The sequence below is a fragment of the Actinokineospora inagensis DSM 44258 genome, from assembly GCF_000482865.1.
GTDB classification, from domain to species: domain Bacteria; phylum Actinomycetota; class Actinomycetes; order Mycobacteriales; family Pseudonocardiaceae; genus Actinokineospora; species Actinokineospora inagensis.
Genome location: NZ_AXWW01000035.1, coordinates 52,340 through 74,404, shown reverse-complemented (window position 1 = coordinate 74,404; position 22,065 = coordinate 52,340). Strand labels below are relative to the sequence as shown.

24 protein-coding genes are annotated in these 22,065 nt (G+C 70.9%); 9 read left to right on the top strand and 15 right to left on the bottom strand.

Translation table 11 applies throughout. The annotated features are described in order from the left end of the window. The first annotated feature begins 55 nt into the window (after nt 1-55). Both H504_RS0115290 and H504_RS0115285 read left to right on the top strand, forming a co-directional pair. A complete protein-coding gene (locus tag H504_RS0115290; protein ID WP_245614263.1) occupies nt 56-679 on the top strand; it encodes an ABC transporter ATP-binding protein in 624 nt (207 codons plus the stop codon). 8 nt (nt 680-687) lie between these two features. Beyond that, nucleotides 688-1,875, top strand: coding sequence for a hypothetical protein (locus H504_RS0115285; protein ID WP_026423469.1), 1,188 nt, complete (start codon nt 688-690; stop codon nt 1,873-1,875). Between the two features lies 1 nt (nt 1,876). Here the strand turns inward: H504_RS0115285 and H504_RS0115280 are convergent, their stop codons facing one another. The 3 genes from H504_RS0115280 to H504_RS35310 all read right to left on the bottom strand — a co-directional run bounded on the left by H504_RS0115280 (nt 1,877) and on the right by H504_RS35310 (nt 6,107). Continuing rightward, nucleotides 1,877-4,459 (bottom strand): MFS transporter, encoded by a 2,583-nt coding sequence (locus H504_RS0115280; RefSeq protein ID WP_026423468.1) that lies wholly within the window; start codon nt 4,457-4,459, stop codon nt 1,877-1,879. After that, the gene (locus H504_RS35315) at nt 4,456-5,052 is read right to left on the bottom strand and encodes a MarR family winged helix-turn-helix transcriptional regulator (RefSeq protein WP_157440431.1); all 597 of its coding nucleotides are present in this window, start codon (nt 5,050-5,052) and stop codon (nt 4,456-4,458) included. The genes H504_RS0115280 and H504_RS35315 overlap by 4 nt, the downstream gene beginning before the upstream one ends. A gap of 86 nt (nt 5,053-5,138) precedes the next feature. Continuing rightward, nucleotides 5,139-6,107, bottom strand: a complete 969-nt coding sequence (locus tag H504_RS35310; RefSeq protein WP_169735397.1) for an alpha/beta hydrolase — start codon at nt 6,105-6,107, stop codon at nt 5,139-5,141. Nucleotides 6,108-6,192: 85 nt separating this feature from the next. Here H504_RS35310 and H504_RS0115265 point away from each other — a divergent pair, with 85 nt between their 5' ends. Then, complete coding sequence (locus tag H504_RS0115265) at nt 6,193-7,596, top strand: FAD-binding oxidoreductase (RefSeq protein ID WP_026423467.1); 1,404 nt, start codon at nt 6,193-6,195, stop codon at nt 7,594-7,596. 93 nt (nt 7,597-7,689) lie between these two features. After that, nucleotides 7,690-8,286: a hypothetical protein gene (locus tag H504_RS0115260; protein WP_026423466.1), complete on the top strand. Its 597-nt coding sequence runs from the start codon at nt 7,690-7,692 to the stop codon at nt 8,284-8,286. 3 nt (nt 8,287-8,289) lie between these two features. On the opposite strand, the gene H504_RS0115255 is transcribed toward H504_RS0115260, so the two are convergent. From H504_RS0115255 to H504_RS0115240, 4 genes are all read right to left on the bottom strand, one after another. Continuing rightward, complete coding sequence (locus tag H504_RS0115255) at nt 8,290-8,934, bottom strand: DedA family protein (RefSeq protein ID WP_051385905.1); 645 nt, start codon at nt 8,932-8,934, stop codon at nt 8,290-8,292. A 114-nt stretch (nt 8,935-9,048) separates the two neighbouring features. Next, nucleotides 9,049-9,285, bottom strand: coding sequence for a hypothetical protein (locus H504_RS0115250; protein ID WP_026423464.1), 237 nt, complete (start codon nt 9,283-9,285; stop codon nt 9,049-9,051). 10 nt (nt 9,286-9,295) lie between these two features. Next, complete coding sequence (gene nagA, locus H504_RS0115245; RefSeq protein ID WP_026423463.1) at nt 9,296-10,435, bottom strand: N-acetylglucosamine-6-phosphate deacetylase; 1,140 nt, start codon at nt 10,433-10,435, stop codon at nt 9,296-9,298. Between the two features lie 101 nt (nt 10,436-10,536). Next, the gene (locus H504_RS0115240; RefSeq protein ID WP_051385904.1) at nt 10,537-11,145 is read right to left on the bottom strand and encodes a SigE family RNA polymerase sigma factor; all 609 of its coding nucleotides are present in this window, start codon (nt 11,143-11,145) and stop codon (nt 10,537-10,539) included. Between the two features lie 82 nt (nt 11,146-11,227). On the opposite strand from H504_RS0115240, the gene H504_RS0115235 reads away from it, so the two are divergent. After that, nucleotides 11,228-11,515 (top strand): YciI family protein, encoded by a 288-nt coding sequence (locus tag H504_RS0115235; RefSeq protein ID WP_026423461.1) that lies wholly within the window; start codon nt 11,228-11,230, stop codon nt 11,513-11,515. A gap of 14 nt (nt 11,516-11,529) precedes the next feature. Here H504_RS0115235 and H504_RS0115230 read toward each other — a convergent pair whose 3' ends face one another. Beyond that, on the bottom strand, nt 11,530-12,450 hold the full coding sequence (locus tag H504_RS0115230) for a short-chain dehydrogenase/reductase (RefSeq protein ID WP_026423460.1): 921 nt from the start codon (nt 12,448-12,450) through the stop codon (nt 11,530-11,532). A gap of 171 nt (nt 12,451-12,621) precedes the next feature. On the opposite strand from H504_RS0115230, the gene H504_RS0115225 reads away from it, so the two are divergent. After that, nucleotides 12,622-12,930, top strand: a complete 309-nt coding sequence (locus H504_RS0115225) for a hypothetical protein (RefSeq protein WP_026423459.1) — start codon at nt 12,622-12,624, stop codon at nt 12,928-12,930. Between the two features lie 64 nt (nt 12,931-12,994). Here H504_RS0115225 and H504_RS0115220 read toward each other — a convergent pair whose 3' ends face one another. Together H504_RS0115220 and H504_RS0115215 are read right to left on the bottom strand one after the other, a co-directional pair. Beyond that, nucleotides 12,995-13,930, bottom strand: a complete 936-nt coding sequence (locus tag H504_RS0115220; RefSeq protein WP_026423458.1) for an aldo/keto reductase — start codon at nt 13,928-13,930, stop codon at nt 12,995-12,997. A 48-nt stretch (nt 13,931-13,978) separates the two neighbouring features. Further along, nucleotides 13,979-14,263 (bottom strand): DUF427 domain-containing protein, encoded by a 285-nt coding sequence (locus tag H504_RS0115215; RefSeq protein WP_026423457.1) that lies wholly within the window; start codon nt 14,261-14,263, stop codon nt 13,979-13,981. 83 nt (nt 14,264-14,346) lie between these two features. Here H504_RS0115215 and fbaA point away from each other — a divergent pair, with 83 nt between their 5' ends. Next, complete coding sequence (gene fbaA / locus H504_RS0115210; protein ID WP_026423456.1) at nt 14,347-15,381, top strand: class II fructose-bisphosphate aldolase; 1,035 nt, start codon at nt 14,347-14,349, stop codon at nt 15,379-15,381. A 43-nt stretch (nt 15,382-15,424) separates the two neighbouring features. Here the strand turns inward: fbaA and H504_RS0115205 are convergent, their stop codons facing one another. Continuing rightward, entirely contained in the window at nt 15,425-16,522 is a 1,098-nt protein-coding gene (locus tag H504_RS0115205) for a hypothetical protein (RefSeq protein ID WP_035304451.1), read from the bottom strand. Between the two features lie 51 nt (nt 16,523-16,573). Here H504_RS0115205 and H504_RS0115200 point away from each other — a divergent pair, with 51 nt between their 5' ends. Continuing rightward, nucleotides 16,574-16,984 carry a DUF3151 domain-containing protein gene (locus H504_RS0115200; RefSeq protein WP_026423491.1) on the top strand — a complete coding sequence of 137 codons (411 nt, stop codon included), beginning with the start codon at nt 16,574-16,576 and terminating at the stop codon, nt 16,982-16,984. An 8-nt stretch (nt 16,985-16,992) separates the two neighbouring features. Here H504_RS0115200 and H504_RS0115195 read toward each other — a convergent pair whose 3' ends face one another. The 4 genes from H504_RS0115195 to H504_RS0115180 form a co-directional block, all read right to left on the bottom strand. Next, on the bottom strand, nt 16,993-17,976 hold the full coding sequence (locus tag H504_RS0115195) for a hypothetical protein (RefSeq protein ID WP_026423454.1): 984 nt from the start codon (nt 17,974-17,976) through the stop codon (nt 16,993-16,995). A gap of 146 nt (nt 17,977-18,122) precedes the next feature. Continuing rightward, a complete protein-coding gene (locus H504_RS0115190) occupies nt 18,123-18,749 on the bottom strand; it encodes an HNH endonuclease family protein (protein WP_026423453.1) in 627 nt (208 codons plus the stop codon). 106 nt (nt 18,750-18,855) lie between these two features. Beyond that, on the bottom strand, nt 18,856-19,701 hold the full coding sequence (locus tag H504_RS0115185; RefSeq protein ID WP_026423452.1) for a hypothetical protein: 846 nt from the start codon (nt 19,699-19,701) through the stop codon (nt 18,856-18,858). A gap of 84 nt (nt 19,702-19,785) precedes the next feature. After that, complete coding sequence (locus tag H504_RS0115180) at nt 19,786-20,466, bottom strand: hypothetical protein (RefSeq protein WP_026423451.1); 681 nt, start codon at nt 20,464-20,466, stop codon at nt 19,786-19,788. A 100-nt stretch (nt 20,467-20,566) separates the two neighbouring features. On the opposite strand from H504_RS0115180, the gene H504_RS0115175 reads away from it, so the two are divergent. Continuing rightward, the gene (locus H504_RS0115175; protein ID WP_026423450.1) at nt 20,567-21,853 is read left to right on the top strand and encodes an adenylosuccinate synthase; all 1,287 of its coding nucleotides are present in this window, start codon (nt 20,567-20,569) and stop codon (nt 21,851-21,853) included. The last annotated feature ends 212 nt before the right edge of the window (nt 21,854-22,065 follow it).

Below are 22,065 nucleotides of genomic sequence, written 5' to 3'. Positions count from 1 at the left end.
ACGTTTGGCTGATCGGAAACGCCGTTGCGACCGGCCGCCGGTTTCGCTCGTTCGAGTGGAACCGGGGCGGTGCTCCGGTCGTTGGCTGTCCGTGTCGGACCGGATCGTCCACGCCAGTGGACTTGGGGTGCTCGTCGGCGGCGAGCGCTGGCTGTTCCACGACCTCGACCTCGATCTCCACCGGGGCCAGTGCCTGGCGTTGACCGGGGAGAACGGGTCGGGCAAGTCGACGCTGCTGCGCTGCCTGTACGGGCTGCAGGAGCCGACGGAGGGGAAGGTGCTGGTCAGCGGGCAGAAGCCGGACGAGCGGGACGCCGACTTCCGGGCGCTCGTGTCGGTGCTGCTCGACGACTCGGCGCTGTTCGAGGAGTACACCCCGGCCCAGCACTTCGACCTGCTCGGCGTCGCGGCGCCGGAGCACGACCTGCCGCAGGTCCCGGCCCGGCAGCTTTCGGCGGGGCAGCGCAGGCGGTTGCTGCTGCTCGGCGCGGTGGCCCGCCCGCACCGGTTGCTGCTGCTCGACGAGCCGGAGCGGGCGGTGGACGCGGCGGGTCGGGCGTGGCTGGCGCGGTTGGTGTCGGGGGCGAAGGCGAACGGGTCCGCGGTGGTCATCGCCAGCCACTTCCCGCCGCTGGTGACCGCCGTGGCCGACCTGGTGCTCGACCTCGACGACGAATGACCCGGCGAATGACCCGACGAACGAGGCGGGCGCTGACCTGGCTGGGCGACGCGGCCCTGCCGATCTTCGTCGGGGGCGGCCTGCTCGGGCTGCCGTTCTACCAGACCGCGCAGGTGCGCGGCCGGTTCCTGGGCACCCACCCGGCCACGGCGGGGGCCACGCTCGCCTTGGTACTGCTGGCATTGGCCATCGCGGTGTTCTCGCTGCTGCGTCGCGACCACGTGTGGGCCAACCCGGCCGAGCTCACCTGGCGAGACCGCCCCGACCGGGACCGGCCGCTGCGGACGCGGCTCACGGTGGCCCTGCTGCTGCGGTATGCCGTGGTCGGATACCTGTTCGCGGCGGGCGGCGTGCTGTTGGGCTGGCCCGATCTCCCGCTCACCGCTGCTTTGGCGGCCTCGTCCGCGTTGTTCGCCTTCCGCTGGGCCAACCGACCCCGCACGTGGGTGGAACTCGTCGCGCCGTTGGGTTTGGCCGCCGCGGGCGTGCTGTTCGCCGCACCGGTCGTGCTGTGGTGCGCGGTGGGCGTGTTGACCGTGGTGGCTCTTGTCCCGCTCAAGCGTGCGTTGCCCGCCCGGCGTGATGAGCTGGTGGCGGGGTGGAACGCGCGGGTCGTGCGCTCGGTGTCCGCCGCCTTCGGTGACGTGCTGATGTTGTTGCCGCGCGCGCACCCGGTGCGGATGCGGTTGATCGACCCGCCGCGGATCGCCCTGGCGAGCTTCCTCGGTCGGCGCACCGCGTTGCCGTTCGCCGTCCTGCTGGCGTTGGCGGTACCGGTGCTGCACCACGTCTTCCCGCTGGTGGGCTCCACTTGGTGGACCGCGCCGGGCGCGTACCTCGCGGTCATGCCGTTCGCCGGTGGCCTCTCCGACATGACCAGGGTCGACGGCCTGCGCCGCTGGGTGCACACCGACGCCAAGGCGCTGAAGTACGCGATGTTCGCCGTGCTGACCGCCGCGGCGGCGGTGTGGGTGACCGTGACCTGGTTGCTCGGTCTGCCGGTCGCCCCCTATGCCGTCCCACTGGCCGCGGCGGCTGCCGTGCGCACCGTCACCCGCCCCAACCTCGACTACGGGGGCGGCGGCGCCTCGGTGGACGCGGGCGGCGTGTACACCCCGGTCGGGCTGCTCGGCCAACTGTTCCGAGGACCAGACCTGCTGGTCCTCGGAACAGTCGTGCTCGGCCTGGCGGCCTGAGCTACTTCCACTCGTCGTAGCCGAGGACCACGTCCCGGACACCGGACTCGCCGCGGCGCAGCGACACCTGGTGCGCCGAGGGCGAGTAGCCGCTGGCGATGATCGTGTAGTCCCCCTCGGCGAGCCCGTCGAGGGCGTAGCGGCCGTTGTCGTCGGACGTGGTCACCGCGACCACCTCACCCGCCGAGTCGAGCACGGTGATCCGCGCGTCCGGCACGATCACCCCCGCCCCGGTGTGCGCCGTGCCGGACAGTGTCGCCGCGCCGACCAGTTCCACGTCCTGGCGCATCGGCCCGGAGTCCGGGACGGTCAGCGTGACCGCCGCGGGCTGGAACTCGTCGGCGGCCACCACCAGGGTCAGCTCGCCGCCGCGCACGCCGACGAACCGGTAGCTGCCGTCGGAGGCGGTGGTCTGGTTCTCCACCACCTCGCCGAGCGCGTCGGTCAGCGTCACCTGGGCGAGGCCGACCGCGCTGTGCCCGTCCGCGGTCATCACGAACCCGTGCAGCACGGTCGCCCCCGGCAAGATGACGTCCACAGTGGACTGCCCAGGGCGGACCTTCACCTGGGTCGCCCTCGGCTGGTGCTCCGGCGCCGAGGCCAGCAGCACGTACGAACCGGGGGTGGGCGCGTCCAGCAGGTACTCGCCCGCCCCGTCCGAACCGACCCGGCTGACCTGGCGGCCGCCCGCGTCCAGCAGGGTCAGCGCCGCACCGGGCACGATCGTCCCGTCCGGACGGCGGACCTGACCGCGCAGGCCGGTCAGCTCGCCGCGCAGCGACTCGATCGGGTGGAAACCGTTGTGGCCGTTGGATTCCGGCTCGGCGGGCGCGTCGGCCTCCCCGGTGGGCTCGGTCTCCGCCGCCTCCGGGTGCTCCTGCCCGTCCATGCTCTCCTTGGCCTCGTCCGGCAGCAGCGCCTCGCCGCCCTCCATGACGACCGCGGGCGACGAGCCGGAGCGCAGCGGGATCTCCTTGATGAACAGCGAGACCAGGAACGCCAGCACCATCACGCCCGCGCCGACCAGGAACACCAACTGGATCGACTCGACGAAACCCTCCTGGAACGGCCGGGCCAGCCGCGGGTCGATGCGCTGCAGGAACGACGAGTCCTGCAGCACGCCACCGCCGCCACCGCGCAGCGCCGCGAACACCGGGTCGTTGACCGGGTTCGCCCGCACCGCCGGGTCCGACAGCGCCGCCTGGAACTGCGGGGTGCCCACCGCGGCGCGGAAAGCGCTGCCGATGTTGTCGGCGACCGTGCTGAACAGCAGCGACAGGAACACCGCCACACCGAGCGTGCCACCCAACTGGCGGAAGAAGGTGATCGCCGCCGTGGCCACGCCCATGTCCCGCACCGGCACCGAGTTCTGCGCCGCCACGGTCAGCGTCTGCATGCAGAAGCCCAGTCCCAGTCCGAACAGGACCATGAACACGATCGGCTGCCACATCGGCGTGTCCACCTCGACCGTGTGGAACAGCAGCAGACCACCGATCAGCAGCAGCGTGCCGATGATCGGGAACAGCTTGTAGCGCCCGGTCTTCGAGGTCAGTTGCCCGGACACGACCGACGCGGTCATGATGCCCAGCATCAGCGGCACCATCATCAGCCCGGCCTCGGTCGGGCTGTAGCCGCGCACGATCTGCAGGTACTGCGGCACCATGGTGATCCCGCCGAACATGCCGACACCGAGGATGGTGCCCGCGATGATCGTCATGGCGAAGGTGGACGTGCGGAACAACCGCAGCGGGATCAGCGCCTCGTCCTTCATCACCTTCTCCACCAGCAGGAAGCCGACCAGCCCGACGAACCCGATCCCGTAGCAGAGCAGGGCCTGTTGCGAGTGCCAACCCCATTCCCTGCCCTGTTCGGCCACGATCAGCAACGGCACCACGGTGACCGACAGGAATATCGCGCCGAAGTAGTCGATGCGGTGATCGTGCCGTTCGTGCGGGACGTTGAGCACCCTGGCCACCACGATCAGCGCGATGATGCCGATCGGGACGTTCACCAGGAACACCCAGCGCCAGCCGGTGATGCCCAGGATCTCCGACTGCCCGGCGAAGAACCCGCCGATGACCGGGCCGAGCACACTGGACGTGCCGAACACGGCGAGGAAGAAACCCTGGTAGCGGGCGCGTTCCCTGGGCGAGACGATATCGGCGATGATGGTCAGCGCCAGCGACATCAGGCCGCCCGCGCCAAGGCCCTGGAACGCGCGGAACGCGGCCAGTTGGTACATCGACTGGGAGAACGTGCAGGCCAGCGACCCGATCACGAACAGCGTGATGGCGGTGACGAAGAACGGCTTGCGGCCGTAGATGTCGGACAGCTTGCCGTAGAGCGGGGTGGAGACGGTCGAGGTGATCAGGTAGGCGGTGGTCGCCCACGCCTGCAGGCTCAGCCCGTTGAGGTCGTCGGCGATGGTCCGGATCGAGGTGCCGACGATGGTCTGGTCGAGCGCGGCAAGGAACATGCCGAGCATCAGCCCGGACATGATCACCATGATCTGCCGGTGGGTCAGGCCGGACGACTCCGGCGCGGCGTGCTTCGCCGAGGGCTCCTCGGCGGTGTCGGCGGTCATGCTGGTTCCCCTTGCAGGTGTTCGGTGCGATGTGCGGTCGGACGCGGGTCCTCGGCGGGCCGCCCGAGCGGGAGACCGGTCGCGGAGTACGCCTCGAGTTCGGTGTTCAGCCTGGTCAGCAGGTCTACCAGGCGGTGGCGGTCCGGTTCTGGCCAGTGCGCGAGCAACTCGGCGAGCACCCGGCTGCGGTGCGCCCGGCTCGCGGCGAAGGCGCGTTCCCCCGCGGCGGTGGCGGCGATGACGCAGGCGCGGCCGTCGCCGGGGTCGGTCCGCCGCTCCAGCCAGCCGTGCCCGACCAGGGCGCTGATCTGCCTGCTCACCGTGGACGGATCGGCGTGCACCGCCTCGGCGAGCGCGTTGGCCCGGAGTGGACCGAGGTGGTCCAGGGCGGCGAGCAGCGCGTAGCTGGACCGCTCGACCGCGTCGTGCCCGCCGAGGTGCTGTTTGGCGTGGTGGGCCAGCCGCAGCAGCCGGACCAGTTGCAGCCCGAGGTCGTCCGCGGTCGCCAGGTTGATCGACAGGTCAGTCGACAGGTCAGTCGACAGGTCGGTCGGCAAGGTGGTCGGCGCGCGGTCCGACAGCGGTTCCGGCATCCGGCCTCCTTGGTTGCATGGGACAACTGGTTGCGTTGCCCAAGCATGTTCCGGGGCGCGGAAGATCGCAAGCCGGGATCGATCACTCAGGCCGCCAGCGGCCGCGCCACCACCTCGCGCAGGAACACACCGGCCTGTCCGATCGCGAGCCGTCCTTCCGGGACGATCGGGTAGAACGCCGGGAACACGTGCACCTGACCCGGCCACACCTGCAGTTCGCAGTGCACACCCGCCGCGGCCAGCACGTCGGCCAACCGCCGGGAGTCGGCTAAGAGGCACTCCGTGCCACCCACCTGGACCAGGGTCGGCGGCCACCGCCGCTTCGGACCCCGGAACACGTCCAGTCCGGGGTGGTCGACCCCGAAGGACCCGGCGTACAGCGCGGCGACCTCGCGCGCCCGCACGGGTGGGATGTACGGGTCTCGACACTCGGCGTCCCGCGCGTCCAACTCGGAGCAGGTGAGATCCAGGAACGGGGACCAGAACACCGCCGCACCCGGCATCGCGGCCCGCCGCCGGGCCAGCCCGCGCAGCAACCACGCCGCCAGGTGACCGCCCGCCGAGTCGCTCGCCAGCACCACCTTGTCGGCCGGGTGGCCCTGGTCGAGCAGCCACTGGTACGCGGCCAGCGCGTCGTCGGCGGCCGCCGGGTACGGGTGCTCTGGCGCGCGCCGGTAGTCCAACAGCAACACCGGCATGCCACTGGCCTGGGACAGCAACGCCGCCAGGTGCCGGTGCGTGCGCGGCGAGCCGAGCACGAAACCGCCGCCGTGCAGGTACAGCACGACGCCTGCGCTCTCGTCGGCGTCCCTCGCGGTCAGCCACACGCCGGTGACCTGCCCGTCACCGTGCTGTTCGGACACCGCGTGCACCTTGGTCCCGCGCGGCAGCGGGGTGAACCCGACCGTGTCGTACGCCTCGCGCACCACCCGCAACTGGGCACCGCCGAACCGCAGCCGGTCGGCCACCGGGCGGGCGCAGGCGCGCAGGTACCGGGCCAGTGCCCTGGCCCGCACACTCGGTCCGGGCGGTCCCGCCCAACCGGTTCCCCGCACGCGACACCCCCGACCCGGGTGTCGTAGTGACACCCACCACATCAACTGTAGGTCAGTGGTGGGGCGATCGCCTACGGTGACATGCGTGCACACCTCGGCGACATCAGCGGAGTTGCTCGACCACCTGCGGACCGCGCTCGGCCAGGACGGGGTGATCACCGATCCGGACGTGCTGCCCGGCTACCAGCGGGACATGATGCCGCTGGCCCCGTACGGCACCCCGCTCGCGGTGGTCCTGCCCAGGTCGACCGAGCAGGTCCAGGCGGTCGTGCGGGCCTGCGCCCGGCACCGGGTGCCGATCGTGCCGCGCGGGGCGGGCAGCGGCCTGTCCGGCGCCGCGAACGCCGTCGACGGCTGCGTGGTCCTGGTGACCACCCGGATGAACGCCATCGTCGAGGTCGACCCGGACAACCGGCTCGCCGTCGTCGAACCCGGCGTGGTCAACCTCGACCTGCGCGACGCCGTCGAGAAGCACGGCCTGTTCTACCCGCCGGACCCGTCCAGCTACGACTGGTGCACCATCGGCGGCAACCTCTCCACCAACGCGGGTGGCCTGTGCTGCGTGAAGTACGGGGTCACCACCGACTCCGTGCTCGGCATGCGGGTTGTACTGGCCGACGGCGAGGTCCTCGACACCGGCCGCCGCACCGTCAAGGGTGTCGCGGGCTACGACCTGACCAAGCTGTTCGTCGGCAGCGAGGGCACCCTCGGCGTGATCACCCGGGCGACCCTGGCGCTGCGGCCGTTACCCCAGGCCCCGGGCACCCTGGTGGCCGCCTTCGGCTCGACCGGGGCGGCGGGCGCCGCGGTGGCCAGGGTCGTGCGCGAGGGGCTGGTCCCGTCACTGATGGAGATCATGGACGCCACCTCGATCCAGGCGGTCGAGGCGCACCTGAAGACCGAGCTCGGCGCGGGCCGGGGCAGCGCCGCCCTGCTGCTGTGCCAGTCCGACTCCGGCGGCGAGGCGGCCCGCCGCGAACTGGCCGCCATCGAGCGGATCTGCGCCGACGCGGGCGCCACCCTGGCGCACACCACGTTCGACGCCGCCGAGGGCGCGATGCTGCTGACCGCCCGGCGCGCGGTGCTCACCGCCCTGGAGACCTACGGCGCCTGGATGACCGACGACGTCTGCGTGCCGCGCACCAAGATCACCGAGCTGATCGCCGGGTGCGCCCGGATCAGCGACGAGGTCGGCCTGCGGGTCGCCGTGGTCGGCCACGCCGGCGACGGCAACATGCACCCGACGATCGTGTACGACCCCACCTCCACCGACGAGTTCGACCGCGCCACCCGCGCCTTCAACGACATCCTGGAACTGGGTCTCGCGCTGGGCGGCACGATCACCGGCGAACACGGCGTCGGCAAGATCAAACGCGACTGGCTGGCCCGCGAGATCGGCCCGGTCGGCCTGCGCGCGCACCGCGCCATCAAGGCGGCCCTGGACCCGGACAACCTCTTCAACCCCGGGTCGATGTTCACAATGGACTGATTCCCGCCAGTCGCACGCACCCCTGGTGACCGCCCGGCCTCACTACAGTGATCCATCCGGACCCGACGCCCACCAGGAGAAGTGACGGTGACGATGGACCAGGTGCAGTACACCACCGCGGCGGAGGTGTGCCGACGGCTCGCGGGCAGGCTCTCCGACGACGTGATCGGGGTCGTGCAGTCGCAACTGTTCGCGGGCGAGGACGAGTTGGCGCGGGCGGCGCTGCTGCTGAACCTGCGGCACGAGGGGGTCGGCGTCACCGCGGAGGAGACCGAGCTGATCCGCACCCTGCTCGACGACCCGCAGGACCCCGAGCTCACCGAGTTGACGGCGGTGGACACCGCGCCGCCGCCCGCGTACCGGTTCAGCCCCACCGGGCCCGCCGACGCCCCCGACCCGTCCGGCGCCGACCGGGTGATCGCGGGCGAGGCCGCCGCCTCCGGTGGCCGCCGGGTGCGCCGGGCGTGGCGGGAACCGCTGCCCGAGGCCGCGAACCCGGCCACGTGGGTCTACCTGGTGCAGGTGGTACCCGGGTCGGACGAGTTGCGCGCGCACAGCGCCATCACGTCCCGGCTGTGGGTGACCCGCCAGGAGAAGTGGCCGGTGGAGGTCGTGGTGGAGGGCAGGTTGCTGCCCGCGTACCAGGCCGCCGCCGTCACCGCCGCCCACCAGATCTGGGCGGCCGCCTGAGGATCAGCGACCCGACGGGCCCGCTGACCTGCGCTCGCGGCGGGCCCGGACGAACTCGATGACGATCGGCAGCACCGACACCAGCACGATGACGACCAGCATCGCTTCCAGGTTCTTGTGGATGAACTCCACCTGGCCCAGGAAGTAGCCCAGCACCGTCACCCCGCACACCCACAGGACCGCGCCGATGGCCGAGTAGGTGAAGAACTTCTTGCGGTCCATCCGGCCGACGCCCGCGACCGCGGTGATGAACGTCCGCACGATCGGCACGAACCGGGCGAGCACGATCGCCCGCGGCCCGTACTTGTCGAAGAACTCGTGCGTCTTGACCACGTGCTCCCGCTTGAACAGCTTGGAGTCGGGCTTGCTGAACAACGCGGGACCGACCTTGTAGCCGATGTAGTAGCCGACCACGTTGCCGAGGAACGCGCACACGGTCAGCAGCACCAGCACGGCCCACATCGGCGCCGAGAGCTTCCCCGTCGCCGCGAACAGGCCCGCCGTGAACAGCAGCGAGTCACCGGGCAGGAAGAAACCGAGCAGCAGCCCGCACTCGGCGAAGATGATCAGGCACAGGATCGGCAGCAGCCACGGCCCGAGGCTGTTGAGGATGACCTCGGCGTCCAGCCAGCTCGGCAGCAGGCCCATGGTCGTGATGTCGGCGCGCACCGGGCCAAGGTACAGGGGCCCCCGGTGACCAGGGGCCGCCGGGCGCGCCTACCGGGTGGCGCCGGTCACCAGCCGCAGCCCCGGTGGATCAAGCTAGTGGATCAGGGTCAGGAAGCCGACCAACGCGCCCGCGGCGAGGCCGAGCAGCAGGGCCAGACCCAGCACCCACCACGCCCGGGGCGGCAGGTCCTGCTCGACCCGCGTCGGGCGCTCCCCGAGGTAGACCGTCTCCTCGGCGAGGTCCGGCTCGACCACCCGGTCCGGGACCGGCGTCCGGGCCGCCTGCGCGCGCAACGCGTCGGCGAGCAGGCGTTCCGGGTCGGCCGTCATGTCCAGGACGCTAACCCACCCAGCCGCCCCGGCGCATGACCGAGGTGACGTGCAGGCCCCCGTCCAGCACGACGAGGTCGGCGGCGAGGCCCTTGGCGAGCTTGCCGGTGGTGTCGGTGAGGCCGAGCAGCGCGGCGGGCCGGGTCGAGGTGGCCGCGACGGCCTCCGGGACGGACAGACCGCAGCCGTGCACGAGGTTGCGGAAGGCGACGTCCATGGTGAGCGTGCTGCCCGCCAGCGAGGTCCCGCCCGCCAGCGTCGGCACGCCGTCCTTGACCACGACCTCAAGGCCGCCGATGTCGTAGCTGCCGTCGCCGACCCCGGCGGCCGCGATGGCGTCGGTGACCAGCACGGTGCGGCCGAGACCCGCGTGCCGGGCGGCCAGCCGGACGATGGTGGGGCTCAGGTGCACCAGGTCGCAGATCAGCTCGACGGTCACCCGCTCGTCGTCGAGCAGGGCGCCGATCGGGCCGGGCTCGCGGTGGTGCAGCGGGCGCATCCCGTTGAACAGGTGCGTGGCGACCGTGGCGCCCGCCTCGACCGCGGGCATGACCTGGGCCTCGGTGGCGTCGGTGTGCCCGATGGCCGCGATGCTGCCCTCGTCGACCAACTGCCGGACCGCGTTGACCGAGTTGTCCAGCTCCGGCGCCAGGGTGACCATCCGGACCGCGCCGCGCCCGGCGGCGAGCAGTTTGCCGACCGCGTCGGTGTCCGGCGCGCGCAGGATGGCGGGGTCGTGCGCGCCGCAGCGGGCCGCGGACAGGAACGGACCCTCCAGGTGGACGCCCGCGAGCAGGCCCTCTTCGACGAGTTCGCGCAGCGCGGCGATCTGGTTGACCAGTTCGTCGACCGGTCGGGAGACCAGGCTGGCCAGCATGGTCGTGGTGCCCCGGCGGGCGTGCGTGTCGGCGGCGACCCTGGCCCTGGCCGGGTCGGTGCTCATGAACGGCTCGCCACCGCCGCCGTGGCAGTGGATGTCGACGAACCCGGGGACCACCCAGGCGCCGCCGACGTCGACCGTCTCGTCGGCGCGCGGACGCTCACCGGTGCCCAGGGCGGAGATGTAGCCGTCGTCGACGAGCAGCCAGCCGTCGTCGACCACCCCTTCCGCGGTGACGAGTCTGCCTCCTGCGATGAGCCGTCCTGCCATTTGCTGGTCCTCCGAGCGTCCGTGCACGCGACAGTGCACAGTGGCAGTGTATTGGTCTATACCGCAATGGTCTAAACCAACTTCGCCCAGTAGGAGTACGCCTACGGCGTGTTCATGATCTTCTGCAGCGCCTCCAACGCCCGGCTCGCCGTCGACTTCACGGTGCCCTTGGAGATGCCCGCCGCCTCGGCGATCTCCGCCTCCGTCAGGTTTCCGTAGTAGCGCAGCACCAACACCTCGCGCTGGCGCGGCGGCAACTGCGACAGCGCCCGCACGACGCTCTGGTGCTCCGCCGTCAGCATGGCAAGGCTCTCCGCCGACCGCGCGTTGACCGCGTGCGGCGGCGTGTACTCGCGAGCGGTCTTGCGCCTGCGCAAAACACTGCGTGAACCGTTCACCACCGCCGTCCGCAGGTAGCCGACCGCGGCCGCCGAGTCGCGCAGACCACCCCAGTTGCGGTGCAGCCCGGTGAACGCCTCCTGCACCACGTCCTCGGCCGTCGCGGGCTCGTCGACCAGCAGCAGCGCCAGCCGGACCAACCGCATCCGGTGCGTCCGGTACAGGTCCTCCAAGGTCAACGGCGCCTCGGGCTGCGGAGGCGGCGCGCTCTTGAGATCGATCGCCCGCAGCCGGGTCAGCGTCTGCTCGACCGTTCGCTCGGCCTGCTCGGCACCGCCGGGGCTTGCCCCCGCAGGTCCGGCCGCCTGGATGTCATCCCCTGCCACGGGGTGACCTTACCCGCCCACCACCCGGGGGGACATCGCCCGACCTGCGCTTTGCGATGATGGCGGCATGACCTGGTTCACCGTGGACACCCGTTACGTCGAGGACGCCGACCTGCTCGCCGCCGTCCGGCCCCAGCACCGCGACTACCTGCAGTCCATGGTCGAGACCGGCCAGGTGCTGGCCGCGGGCCCGTGGGCGGACGACTCCGGCGGTTTCCTGGTCATCAAGGCGGCCGACCGGGCCGAGTTGGACGCCCTGCTCGCGGTCGACCCGTACACCGTCGACGGCGTGGCCGCCGAGCGCGTGATCCGCGAGTGGAAGATCGTCCTCGGGCAGCCCGCCGCGCTCGCCTAGCCACTGGCCACCGGCTACCGGCCGCGCATCGCCGCCGCCCCGCCCGCGCCGACCGGCCGGGACGAGACGTCGGCGCCGCGCGCGGCGATGTCGGCCAGGGCCGCCTTGTCGGCCCTGGCCACCAGGTTCCCGGTCAACCGGGCGCCGATCTCGATCACCGGCGGCAGGAACGCGCGCACCAGCTTGAGCGCGCCGACCCAGCCGGGCACGTGCACCGTGCGGTCGCGGCGCAGCACGCCCTTCTCCAGGGCGTCCAGCGCGACCGGCACCGGGTAGGTCCGGCCGATCGGGCCGGGCATGCTCGCCCGCAGCGGGCCGAACACCGGGTGCTCGTCGGCGGCGTTGACCAGGTCGGTCGCGATCCAACTCGGGTGCGCCACGCCGACCCGGACCCCGAGGTGCCGGACCTCCGCGCGCAGGCTGTTGCTGAACGCCTCCACCCCGGCCTTGGCGGCGGCGTAGGCGGCCATCGCGGGCGCGTGCGCGATCGCGGCCATCGACGAGACGACCAGCAGGTAGCCGCGTCGCTCGATCAGGTGGGGCAGCGTCACCCGGGTGGTGCGCCAGACCCCGAGCAGGTCGACCTCGATGGTGCGCTCGAAGGCGGCCGGGTCGATCGACCGGACGAAGCCCGCCGCCGCGATGCCCGCGTTGGCGATCACGATGTCGATGCCGCCGAACCGCTCGACCACGCCCTGCACGGCGGTCTCCAGGTCGGCCCAGTCGGTCACGTCGGCCTCGAACACGGCCGCGTCCGCGCAGTCGGCGGCGACCTCGGCCAACTCCGCAGGCTCCAGCCCGACCAGGGCGAGCTTCGCGCCCCGCGCGGCCAGTCGGCGGGCAAGACCCGCGCCGAGGCCCCGGGCGGCCCCGGTGATCACGACGACCTTCCCGTCGACGGCCCGCTCGCGGGTCAGCAGGTTGGTGATGCCCATCGGTGCCCTCCCAAACAGCAGCTCAGGAGCGCACCGTACCTCAACTTACCGGCGGTAAGCTACCGCGAGTAACAGGTTTTCGACATGCCGGTAACCCACGGCCGGGGTCCGTCGATGTGATGAGGGCCAGCCACGCTCCGTGGCGCCTGGGTAACCGCAGAGGAGCCGTTCGTGACCGTGGACCTCGTCGTGACCGCGTTGCTCGCCGGGGCCGCCGCGACCGTGTCCGGCAGCCCGGTGCCCGCGGCCGCCGCCGACGGGTACACCGCGCTGACCGCCGAGGTCCGCCGCGTGCTGCACCGGCGCGACGACGACGAGGTGATCGACGCCGAGGTCGCCGAGGACGTGCAGGTACCCGAGCAGCGGGCCGACATCACCGCCACCCTGGTGGCCGCGGGCGCGGGCGAGGACCCGGCGGTCATCGCGGCGGCCCGCCACCTGCTCGAAGTACTGGGCCACCGAACGTCGATGGCGGACTGAGCCTTCGCCGCCTTTCGACGCCTACGACGCCTTTCGACTAGACCCAGCCCGCCATCGGTGACAACTACTCCGATGCGGCCGTCAGCTTCGCGACCTCGTCGGCGGTAAGAGCGAGTTCGGCCGCCGGGAGCAGGTCGGCCAGTTGCTCGGTGGAGCGCGCGCTCGCGATGGGAGCGACGACGTTCGGTTGCGCCGTCAGCCAAGCCAACGCGACAGCGGCAACGGTGGTCGAGTGCGCCGCCGAGACCTCGTCCAGCGCGGCCAACACCCGACGACCGCGGTCATCGAGGTACTGGGCGGCCGCACCCGCGCGGGGGCTGTCGACGGTCGGGCCGCCGTCGCGGTACTTGCCGGTGAGGAAGCCCTTCGCCAGCGACCAGTACGGCAGGACGCCCAGGTTCTCCCGCGCCACCAACGCCGCGTACTCGTCCTCGTAGCCCGACCGCTCGATCAGGCTGTAGTGCGGCTGCAGCGCCACGTACCGGGCGAACCCCTCCCGGTCGGAGATCGCCAACGACTCCTCGACCCGCTTGGCCGACAGGTTCGACGCGGCGATGTAGCGCACCTTGCCCGCGCGGACGAGCTCGTCGAACGCCGCCAGCGTCTCCTCGATCGGCGTGTCCTCGTCGTCGTAGTGCGCGTAGTACAGGTCGATGTGGTCGGTGCCGAGCCGCCGGAGGGAGCCCTCCGCGGCCGCCTTGACGTTGGCCGCGGAGAGGCCCTTGAAACCCTCGAGGGCGGACAGCTTCGTCGCCACCACGAACTGGTCGCGCTTGCCGCGCGCGGCCAGCCACTCGCCGATGATCGTCTCCGACTCGCCGCCGGAGTTGCCCGGCGCCCACTGGGAATACATGTCGGCCGTGTCGACGAAGTTGCCGCCCGCCGCCGCGTACGCGTCCAGCACCGCGAACGACGCGTCCCTCGAAGCGGTCCACCCGAACACGTTCGTGCCCAGGTTCAGCGGGTACACCTCAAGGTCGGTACTGCCGATTCTCGTCATACCGCGAACCTACCGCGCCGAGGTTCGCCAGTCACCGAACTAACCGGATCAGCCGGTGACCTCGACACCCTTCCAGAACGCCACCCGGTCCTTGATCTGCGCCGCCTCCGGCTTCGGTTCGGCGTAGAACCAGACCGCGTCCACGTTGTCCTCGCCGTTGACGTGCAACGAGTAGTAGTTCGCTGTCCCCTTCCACGGGCAGACGGACGTGGTCTCCGACGGGCGCAGGAACTGCTGGTGCACCGAGTCGATCGGGAAGTAGTGGTTGTTCTCGACGATGACGGTGTCGTCGCTCTCCGCGACGACCTCGCCGTTCCAGGTTGCAGTGGCCATGCGGCCAGTCTGCCCAACACGCGCGGCCGCTGCTGCTCGTAGGATGCGCCAGAACGGCGCAGGCCACCCCGAGGAGGAGCACGATGCCCATCGCCACACCCGAGGTCTACGCGGAGATGCTGGACCGGGCCAAGGCGAACGAGTTCGCTTACCCCGCCATCAACGTGACCTCGTCGGAGACCCTGAACGCCGCGCTGCGCGGCTTCGCCGAGGCCGAGAGCGACGGGATCATCCAGGTCTCGACCGGCGGCGCCGAGTTCGCCTCCGGCACCAAGGTCAAGGACATGGTCACCGGCGCGGTCGGGCTCGCCGAGTTCGCGCACGTCGTCGCCGCCAAGTACCCGGTGAACGTCGCGCTGCACACCGACCACTGCCCGAAGGACAAGCTCGACGGCTACGTCCGCCCGCTGCTGGCCATCAGCCAGGAGCGCGTCGACCGGGGCGGCAACCCGCTGTTCCAGTCGCACATGTGGGACGGCTCCGCCGTTCCGCTGGACGAGAACCTGCAGATCGCGAGCGAGCTGCTGGCCAGGGCCGCCGCCGCGAAGATCGTGCTGGAGATCGAGGTCGGTGTCGTCGGCGGCGAGGAGGACGGCGTCGCCAACGAGATCAACGACAAGCTGTACACCTCCGCCGAGGACTACCTCAAGACGGTCGACGCGCTCGGCACCGGCGAGAAGGGCCGCTACCTGCTGGCCGCGACCTTCGGCAACGTGCACGGCGTGTACAAGCCCGGCAACGTCAAGCTGCGCCCGGAGATCCTCAAGCAGGGCCAGGACGTCGTCGCCGAGAAGCTCGGTCTCCCCAGTGGCGCCAAGCCGTTCGACCTGGTCTTCCACGGCGGGTCCGGCTCGCTGCTGGAGGAGATCCACGAGGCGGTCTCCTACGGCGTCATCAAGATGAACATCGACACGGACACGCAGTACGCGTTCACCCGGCCGATCGTCGGGCACATGTTCAGCAACTACGACGGTGTGCTCAAGGTGGACGGTGAGGTCGGCAACAAGAAGGTGTACGACCCGCGCAGCTACCTGAAGGTCGCCGAGCAGGCGATGGCCGCCCGCATCACGCAGGCGTGCGAGCACCTGAAGTCCGCGGGCCGCATGATCGCGGGTTGATCCCAGGGGCCCTCTCCGCCGGTGCGCCGGGGAGAGGGCCTTTTCATGTCAGCCGTCGACTGAGTGGACGACCGAGAGACCACAGTAGACCGACCGCGCCGAGCGCGATCGGCGCCGACCACCAGGCGACCGGCGGGGCACCGACGAAGGTCTTCTGCAGGTACAGGGCGCCGTAACCGAGCGCGGTGACCAGGACCGCGCCCACGACCGCCTCGACAGGACGCGGCAACCGCCGGGCGACGTCCACGGCGAGCCCGACGAACAGCAGGTAGAACGGCACAGTGGACGGTGGGAAGTGCGCCGCCACCAGTAGTGGCCAGATGACCGCCCGGTAGGCCACGTACCCGCCCGCGACAGCGGTGGCCGCCCACGGTTTGCGGATCGTCTTGGCGGCCACGGCGAGCACGAGCGCCGCCGCGCCGATGCCCCAGAGCGGGTAGACCCACGCCGGGATGGGCAACGCGAAATGCTCGATGGCCTGGTAGTCCACCGGTCGACCGATCTGCCGGGCGGCGAACTCGAGCAGTTCTCTTTCGGCGTAACAACTCTGCGGGTCGAGCACCCCGTGCGGCAGGCACGACTTCATCTCCAGCGCGCCGTACTCCTGCTGCCCGTTCGGGAAAACGGTGTTCTCCAGGAAGAAGACCCAGAGCGCGACCAGCACCGGTGTGGTCCGCGGCCCGGCCACCCACCCGTCGATCAAGCCCGCGATCATCAGCGCGGTCCCCAGGTAGAGCAGCGCGTGCGACGGGCTCCACGCGGTGAGGTCCAGCCCGTTGACCCGGTGGTTGATCACATCCAGCGGCGCCGCGACGAGGAACACGCAGATCCCGGCCTGGACCAGCCGGATCGACCGCCTGGTCCCCGCCATCCCGGTGTACGTGTGGATCGCGACCAGCACGATCGCGATCCCCGTCCCCACCGTGTTGATCAGGTGCGGCGGGGCGAGGTCGTCGCGCAGGAACCGGAAGTGCCACGACTCGTCCCAGGAAGAGCCGAGCAGCTTGAACACCAGCGCGACCAGCCACGTGCGGTAGGCGAAGCGCCACACCCACTCGGGGGTCTCGCGGCCCGCGGCACCGCGCGTCCAGTGCTGCCGGAAGAAAGCACCGACGGGGGCGATCTGATTCACGTTCCCCATGATGACGGTGCTTGCGCCGGAGGTCGCAGCCGGTACGGCAGGATGGCGGACATGAACCAGAACCTCCTCGGCCCCGAGCCCACCCTGCTGCCCGACCGCGCCGAGCCGCAGACCGCCCTGGCCGAGGGCACCGACCCGGTCGACGTCGCCACCCGGTGGCCCGACTTCAGCGAGGCATGGGCCGCCCTGGCCGAACGCGCCCTCGCCGCGGGCGACCCCATCGCCGCCTACGCCTACGCCCGCACCGGCTACCACCGCGGCCTCGACCAACTCCGCCGCTCCGGCTGGAAGGGCTTCGGCCCCATCCCCTGGTCGCACCGCCCCAACCAGGGCTTCCTGCGCGCACTCGCCGCCCTCGCCAAGGCCGCCCACACCATCGGCGACACCGAGGAATACACCCGCTGCTCCACCTTCCTCGCCGACTCCGACCCCACCGCCCCGAGCGAACTCGGCCTCCGCTGACCGATCGCCTAGTGGCAGTCGTCGGGGACCTGCAGGGAGGAGTTCGGGTCGAGGTAGCGCTCAGGTCCCGCGAGGTCGCCTGCCGGGTCGTGGCTGTGGTCGCTGTAGGCGGGTGCCAGTTCGCCGCGATCGGCGGCCGTGCAGGACATCGAGTAGCGGTAGCCGTCGGCATGGCTGAGTCGGATACCGAGGGTGTCGGCGTCCCACTTGGGATCGGTGTAGTGGACGTAGTCGGCGGCGTGCCGTTCGACGGCGACGATGTCGAAGGGGCCGCGAATCCGGCTCGGGTCGTCGATGGCGAACGCGTAGGCGACGACGTAGTCGGTGTGGATCAAGATGTTGCCGGTGTTGTCGATGTCGGCCCACATCCGGCCGGACACCTTCGGTCGCACCGGCAGCAGCGGGTACTCGTTGGCGATCTTGGTGACCCAACTCGACCGCGAGTGCGGGTCCTCGTCGAGGAATCGCTTGCTGTAGGCGGACAACAGCGTTGTTGCCTTGGTGAGGTCACCGCGTTCGATGACGTCGGGGTCGAGCCGGGACGCGATGACTACCGCTTTGGTGCGGTCGAAGGCGTCTTGGACCTCTTTGGCGCTGTGGCCGCGCAGTGGTGTCGCGATGGGGGTGACGATCCCGGCGGCCCCGTCGCTCCAGCCCGATGCGGGGGTGTTTTCGAAGGGGTGGGTCATGTCGACCCGGAAAGCGAGATCCGCCGTCGTGGCCGTCGTGTGGTCGTGTTTGGTCCACAGCTTGGGCAGGTAGGTCGCGGCCGACACGACGACCAGTGCGCTGGTGATGATCAGGCCGATTCGCGTGGTGGTCGAGAACCGCCGCGGTCGGGGCTCGCGCGGACGCGACTTGCGTTTTCGGACGCGTGGCGGTCGGGCTTTTCTGGCGGCTTTCTTGGCGTCCTTTTCAACGCGCGCCAGCCACGTCGGGTTCCGTAGGTCCGGGTGGTCGAAGATGTCGCCGTCGTCGTCGCGTAAAGCCACGGTGTATCCCCCAGGATGTGAGCCGAGCCCGGGGAAGTGTACGGCTATGGCCACAGTGGACAAAGCGGCCGCGGGGGTTGTTCGTTCGCGGTGCAGGTCGCCGAAACGTCCGGTTCGGGGAGAACCGGACGTTTCGGCGCAAAGGGTCAGCAGCCGTCGAGCATCGACGACAGGGCCGACTTCTCCGACGAGTTCACGGTGAGGTTGTAGGTGTACTTCACCTGCGTCCACATCTTGGCGTAGGTGCACCAGTAACCGGTGAGCGGCGGCTTCCAGCTCTCCGGGCCCTTGTCGCCCTTGGCCTGGTTGACGTTGTCGGTGACGGCGATCAGTTGCGGGTGGGTCAGGTCGTTGGCGAACGCCTGCCGCTGCGCGGTGGACCAGCCGGACGCGCCGGAGCGCCAGGCGGCGGCGAGGGGGACGACGTGGTCGATGTCCACATCGGAGGCGGCGTGCCAGGTGGCGCCGTCGTAGGGGCTGTACCAGGCGCCCGAGGTGGCCGCGCAGGACGAGTTGGTGACCACGCCGCTGCCGTCGCGCTTGAGGACGGTCTCCCGGGTGTCGCAGGCCCCCGAGATGGTGATCCAGTGCGGGAACTTGTCCCGCGAGTAGCCGGTCATCGAGCCGTCGGCGCGCACGGTGAGCGCGGACAGTTCCGAGCGGGCGGTGCTGACGCTCGGGATGCCGGGCGGGGTGGCTCCCGCCGGGCTGGCGAGGGCGAACACCCCGATCAACGCGGCGAGCAACGCCGCAACGCGGGTCTTGGTCGTCATCGTTCCTCCGGGTAGCGGGGAAGGCGGTCCCTCACCGTGGGGCCGCCAGATGGCCGATCATGCACCTGAAAGTGACTGGCTCATAACGGACGGTGAAAGGTCTGGGTTACACCGGGCACGCGGGGCGGTTTTCGGGCTGGGGGTCGGGCCAGTAGCCGAAACTGGGGTAAGAGGGGCTGGCTACGGCCGCCGAGCACCCGCGCTTGCGGACGCTGCCGTCCGGGTATTGCACCCCGGTTTTGAGCCCGTCCAGGGTCGTGACCTGCACGACCGGCTCGTTGAAGTAGACCGTCGCGCGTCCCTTCGGGACAAGACACGTGGACGGGACAAACGCCCAGACCCCGTAGGAGCTACCGGAGCGGGGCGCGCTAACCAACGCCACGGCGCCGTCCGTGGTCACGTACCGGTAGGACACCTGGCCGAGATCGAGATCGGTGACCTGCTGCGTCGGGTCCACCACGTCCGGCCCGGTGCCGACGCGGGTGTAGTTGAGGCTCGGGACGCAGCCCGCCGCGAGCTTGACGCCGGTGCCGAAGGTGATTCGCCGCCAGCCGGTCACTCCGTCGACGGTCGTCTTCCGCAGGGAGTGGAACGGCGCGTTGATGGCCCCCACCCAGTCCCGCCAGCGGTCGCCGTCGGTGCCGCACTGCTCCGGGACGCTGTCGAGCCCGCCCGCCTGCGCCGCCTTGGTGAGGTTGCCGCGCAGCACCCAGCCGACCGGGGTGGCCATGGTGTGCGCGGCCGTCACCCTGACCCGCACCCAGTCGCCGCAGTGGGCCGTCAGTTCCGCCTTGTCGCCCTTCGCCGCGTTCGCGAGGACGAGCCTGCCCGGGTAGTCGCGCACGGTGGCCCGGTCGGCGGAGAACGTGTCCATGGTCGCTGCGTCGCTGACTGGCGCAACCGCGACACCGGTCGCGATCACCGCCGCGAGCACCAGCGCGATTCGGTTCATACGTCGCTTCACACGTGCCAGTAGCCCGCGGAACCGGCTTCGGGCGACACCGCCGCTGCCCAGCCGATCAACCACAGTGCACGGTCACAACAGGCCGCGCGCCACCCGCAGGTCCTCGGTGTGCCGGTACCACGTCCACTTCGCCACGTCCTTGACCTCGCCGTCGCGGGTCAGCCGGGTCCGCACGCAGCCGATCTGGAACGCCCGCCCGGCCACCGCGGTGACCCGCTTGCCGAGCAGACCGCCGCGCACCACCCTGGCCACCAGGCCCGCGCCGCCGTCCGGGTCCGGGGTGACCTCTATCCGCTTGGCCCGACCGCGCAGCGCGACCGCGTCGTCGCAGTAGGCCACCCCCTGCGGCTGCTCGATCACGCCGAGTCCGACCAGGACACCGCCCGCGTCGTCCCGGATCAACGGGAACGGGTCGATCTCGCCACCCAGCGCGATGTCCACCAGCCGCCCCTGGTCGCGGGGCAGCCCCCACAGCGGCGGGACGGCCGACGCGCCCGGGTCGACCGGGATGAACCCGATCGGCGTGTCGGCGAGGCGGTCCAGCCGCAGCACGCGCAGTACGACCGCGGCGAGGTCGGCGTCGGTGCCGAACACCACCACCCGGTCCTGGTCAGCGGCCTTGAGCAGCGGGTCGACGGCCGCTCGGCCGGGGGTCGCGGGCACCGCCCGCCAGGTGATCCCGTCACGCTCGGTGAGCGTCGGCGGGCGGCCGGTGGCGGTCGCGTTTCCGCAGGCCAGCACGAGTGCGCTCACGGTCGTCTCCTGGTCTAGTCTCAATCACCGGCATTCGCCCGAGGACCGCCCGGGTACGGGTGTCCCACAGGTTCCGCACTGTCAACACCTGGAGTTTCACATGCCGGCTATCGTGCTGATCGGCGCCCAGTGGGGCGACGAGGGCAAGGGCAAGGCGACCGACCTGCTCGGCGACCGCGTCCAGTGGATCGTCCGCTACCAGGGCGGCAACAACGCAGGCCACACCGTCGTGCTGCCGGACGGCCAGAAGTTCGCCCTGCACCTGATCCCCTCCGGCATCCTCAGCCCCGGGGTCACCAACGTCATCGGCAACGGCGTCGTGGTGGACCCTGGTGTGCTGCTGACCGAGCTGTCCGGACTGGAGGAACGCGGGGTGGACACCTCGCGGCTGCTGATCTCCGCCGACGCGCACCTGATCATGCCGTACCACGTGGCCATCGATAAGGTCACCGAGCGCTACCTGGGCAAGTCCAAGATCGGTACCACCGGCCGCGGCATCGGCCCGGCCTACCAGGACAAGGTGGCCAGGGTCGGCGTGCGGGTGCAGGACCTGCTGGACGAGAAGATCCTCCGGCAGAAGGTCGAGGCGGCCCTCGACGTCAAGAACCAGATGCTGGTCAAGATCTACAACCGCAAGGCGCTCGACCCCAACCAGGTCGTCGACGAGGTGCTCGCCGCGGCCGAGCGGTTCGGCCACCGCATCGCCGACACCCGGCTGCTGCTCAACCAGGCCCTGGAGCGCGGCGAGACGGTGTTGCTGGAGGGCTCGCAGGGCACCCTGCTCGACGTCGACCACGGCACCTACCCGTTCGTCACCTCGTCCAACCCGACCTCCGGCGGCGCCTGCGCCGGCTCGGGCATCGGCCCGACCCGGATCACCACGGTGATCGGCATCCTCAAGGCGTACACCACCCGGGTCGGCTCCGGGCCGTTCCCGACCGAGTTGGACGACGACATGGGCGAGCGGCTGCGCAAGGTCGGCGGCGAGATCGGCGTGACCACCAAGCGGCTGCGCCGCACCGGCTGGTTCGACGCGGTGATCGCCCGCTACGCCACCAGGGTCAACGGCATCACCGACTTCTTCCTGACCAAGCTGGACGTGCTCTCCGGCCTGGACACGGTGCCGGTGTGCGTCGGCTACGAGGTCGACGGCCGCCGGGTCGACGACATGCCGATGACGCAGACCGACGTGCACCACGCCGTCCCGGTCTACGAGGAGCTGCCGGGCTGGTGGGAGGACATCAGCGAGTGCCGCACCTTCGACGAGCTGCCCGCCAACGCCCGCGCCTACGTCGAGCGGCTGGAGGAGCTCTCCGGCGCGCGCGTTTCCGCGGTCGGCGTCGGCCCCGGCCGCGACCAGACGATCGTGCGCCACCGGATGGCGTAGTCGAATAGGCCGAAAACCCCCGGGACAATTCGTTCCGGGGGTTTCTTCTTTTCACACAGAAAATAAGGCGTCAGGTTGTTGCGCGAATTCCGGTAAAGGTGACCAGGCGGTTTCCAGGATTCGAGACGCGGCGTCCGGGCCGTTGACTTCACCCCGGCGGGATCGAACACTCATCGACATGAACGGCGGCCCCCAACTGGTGCACCGCCTGC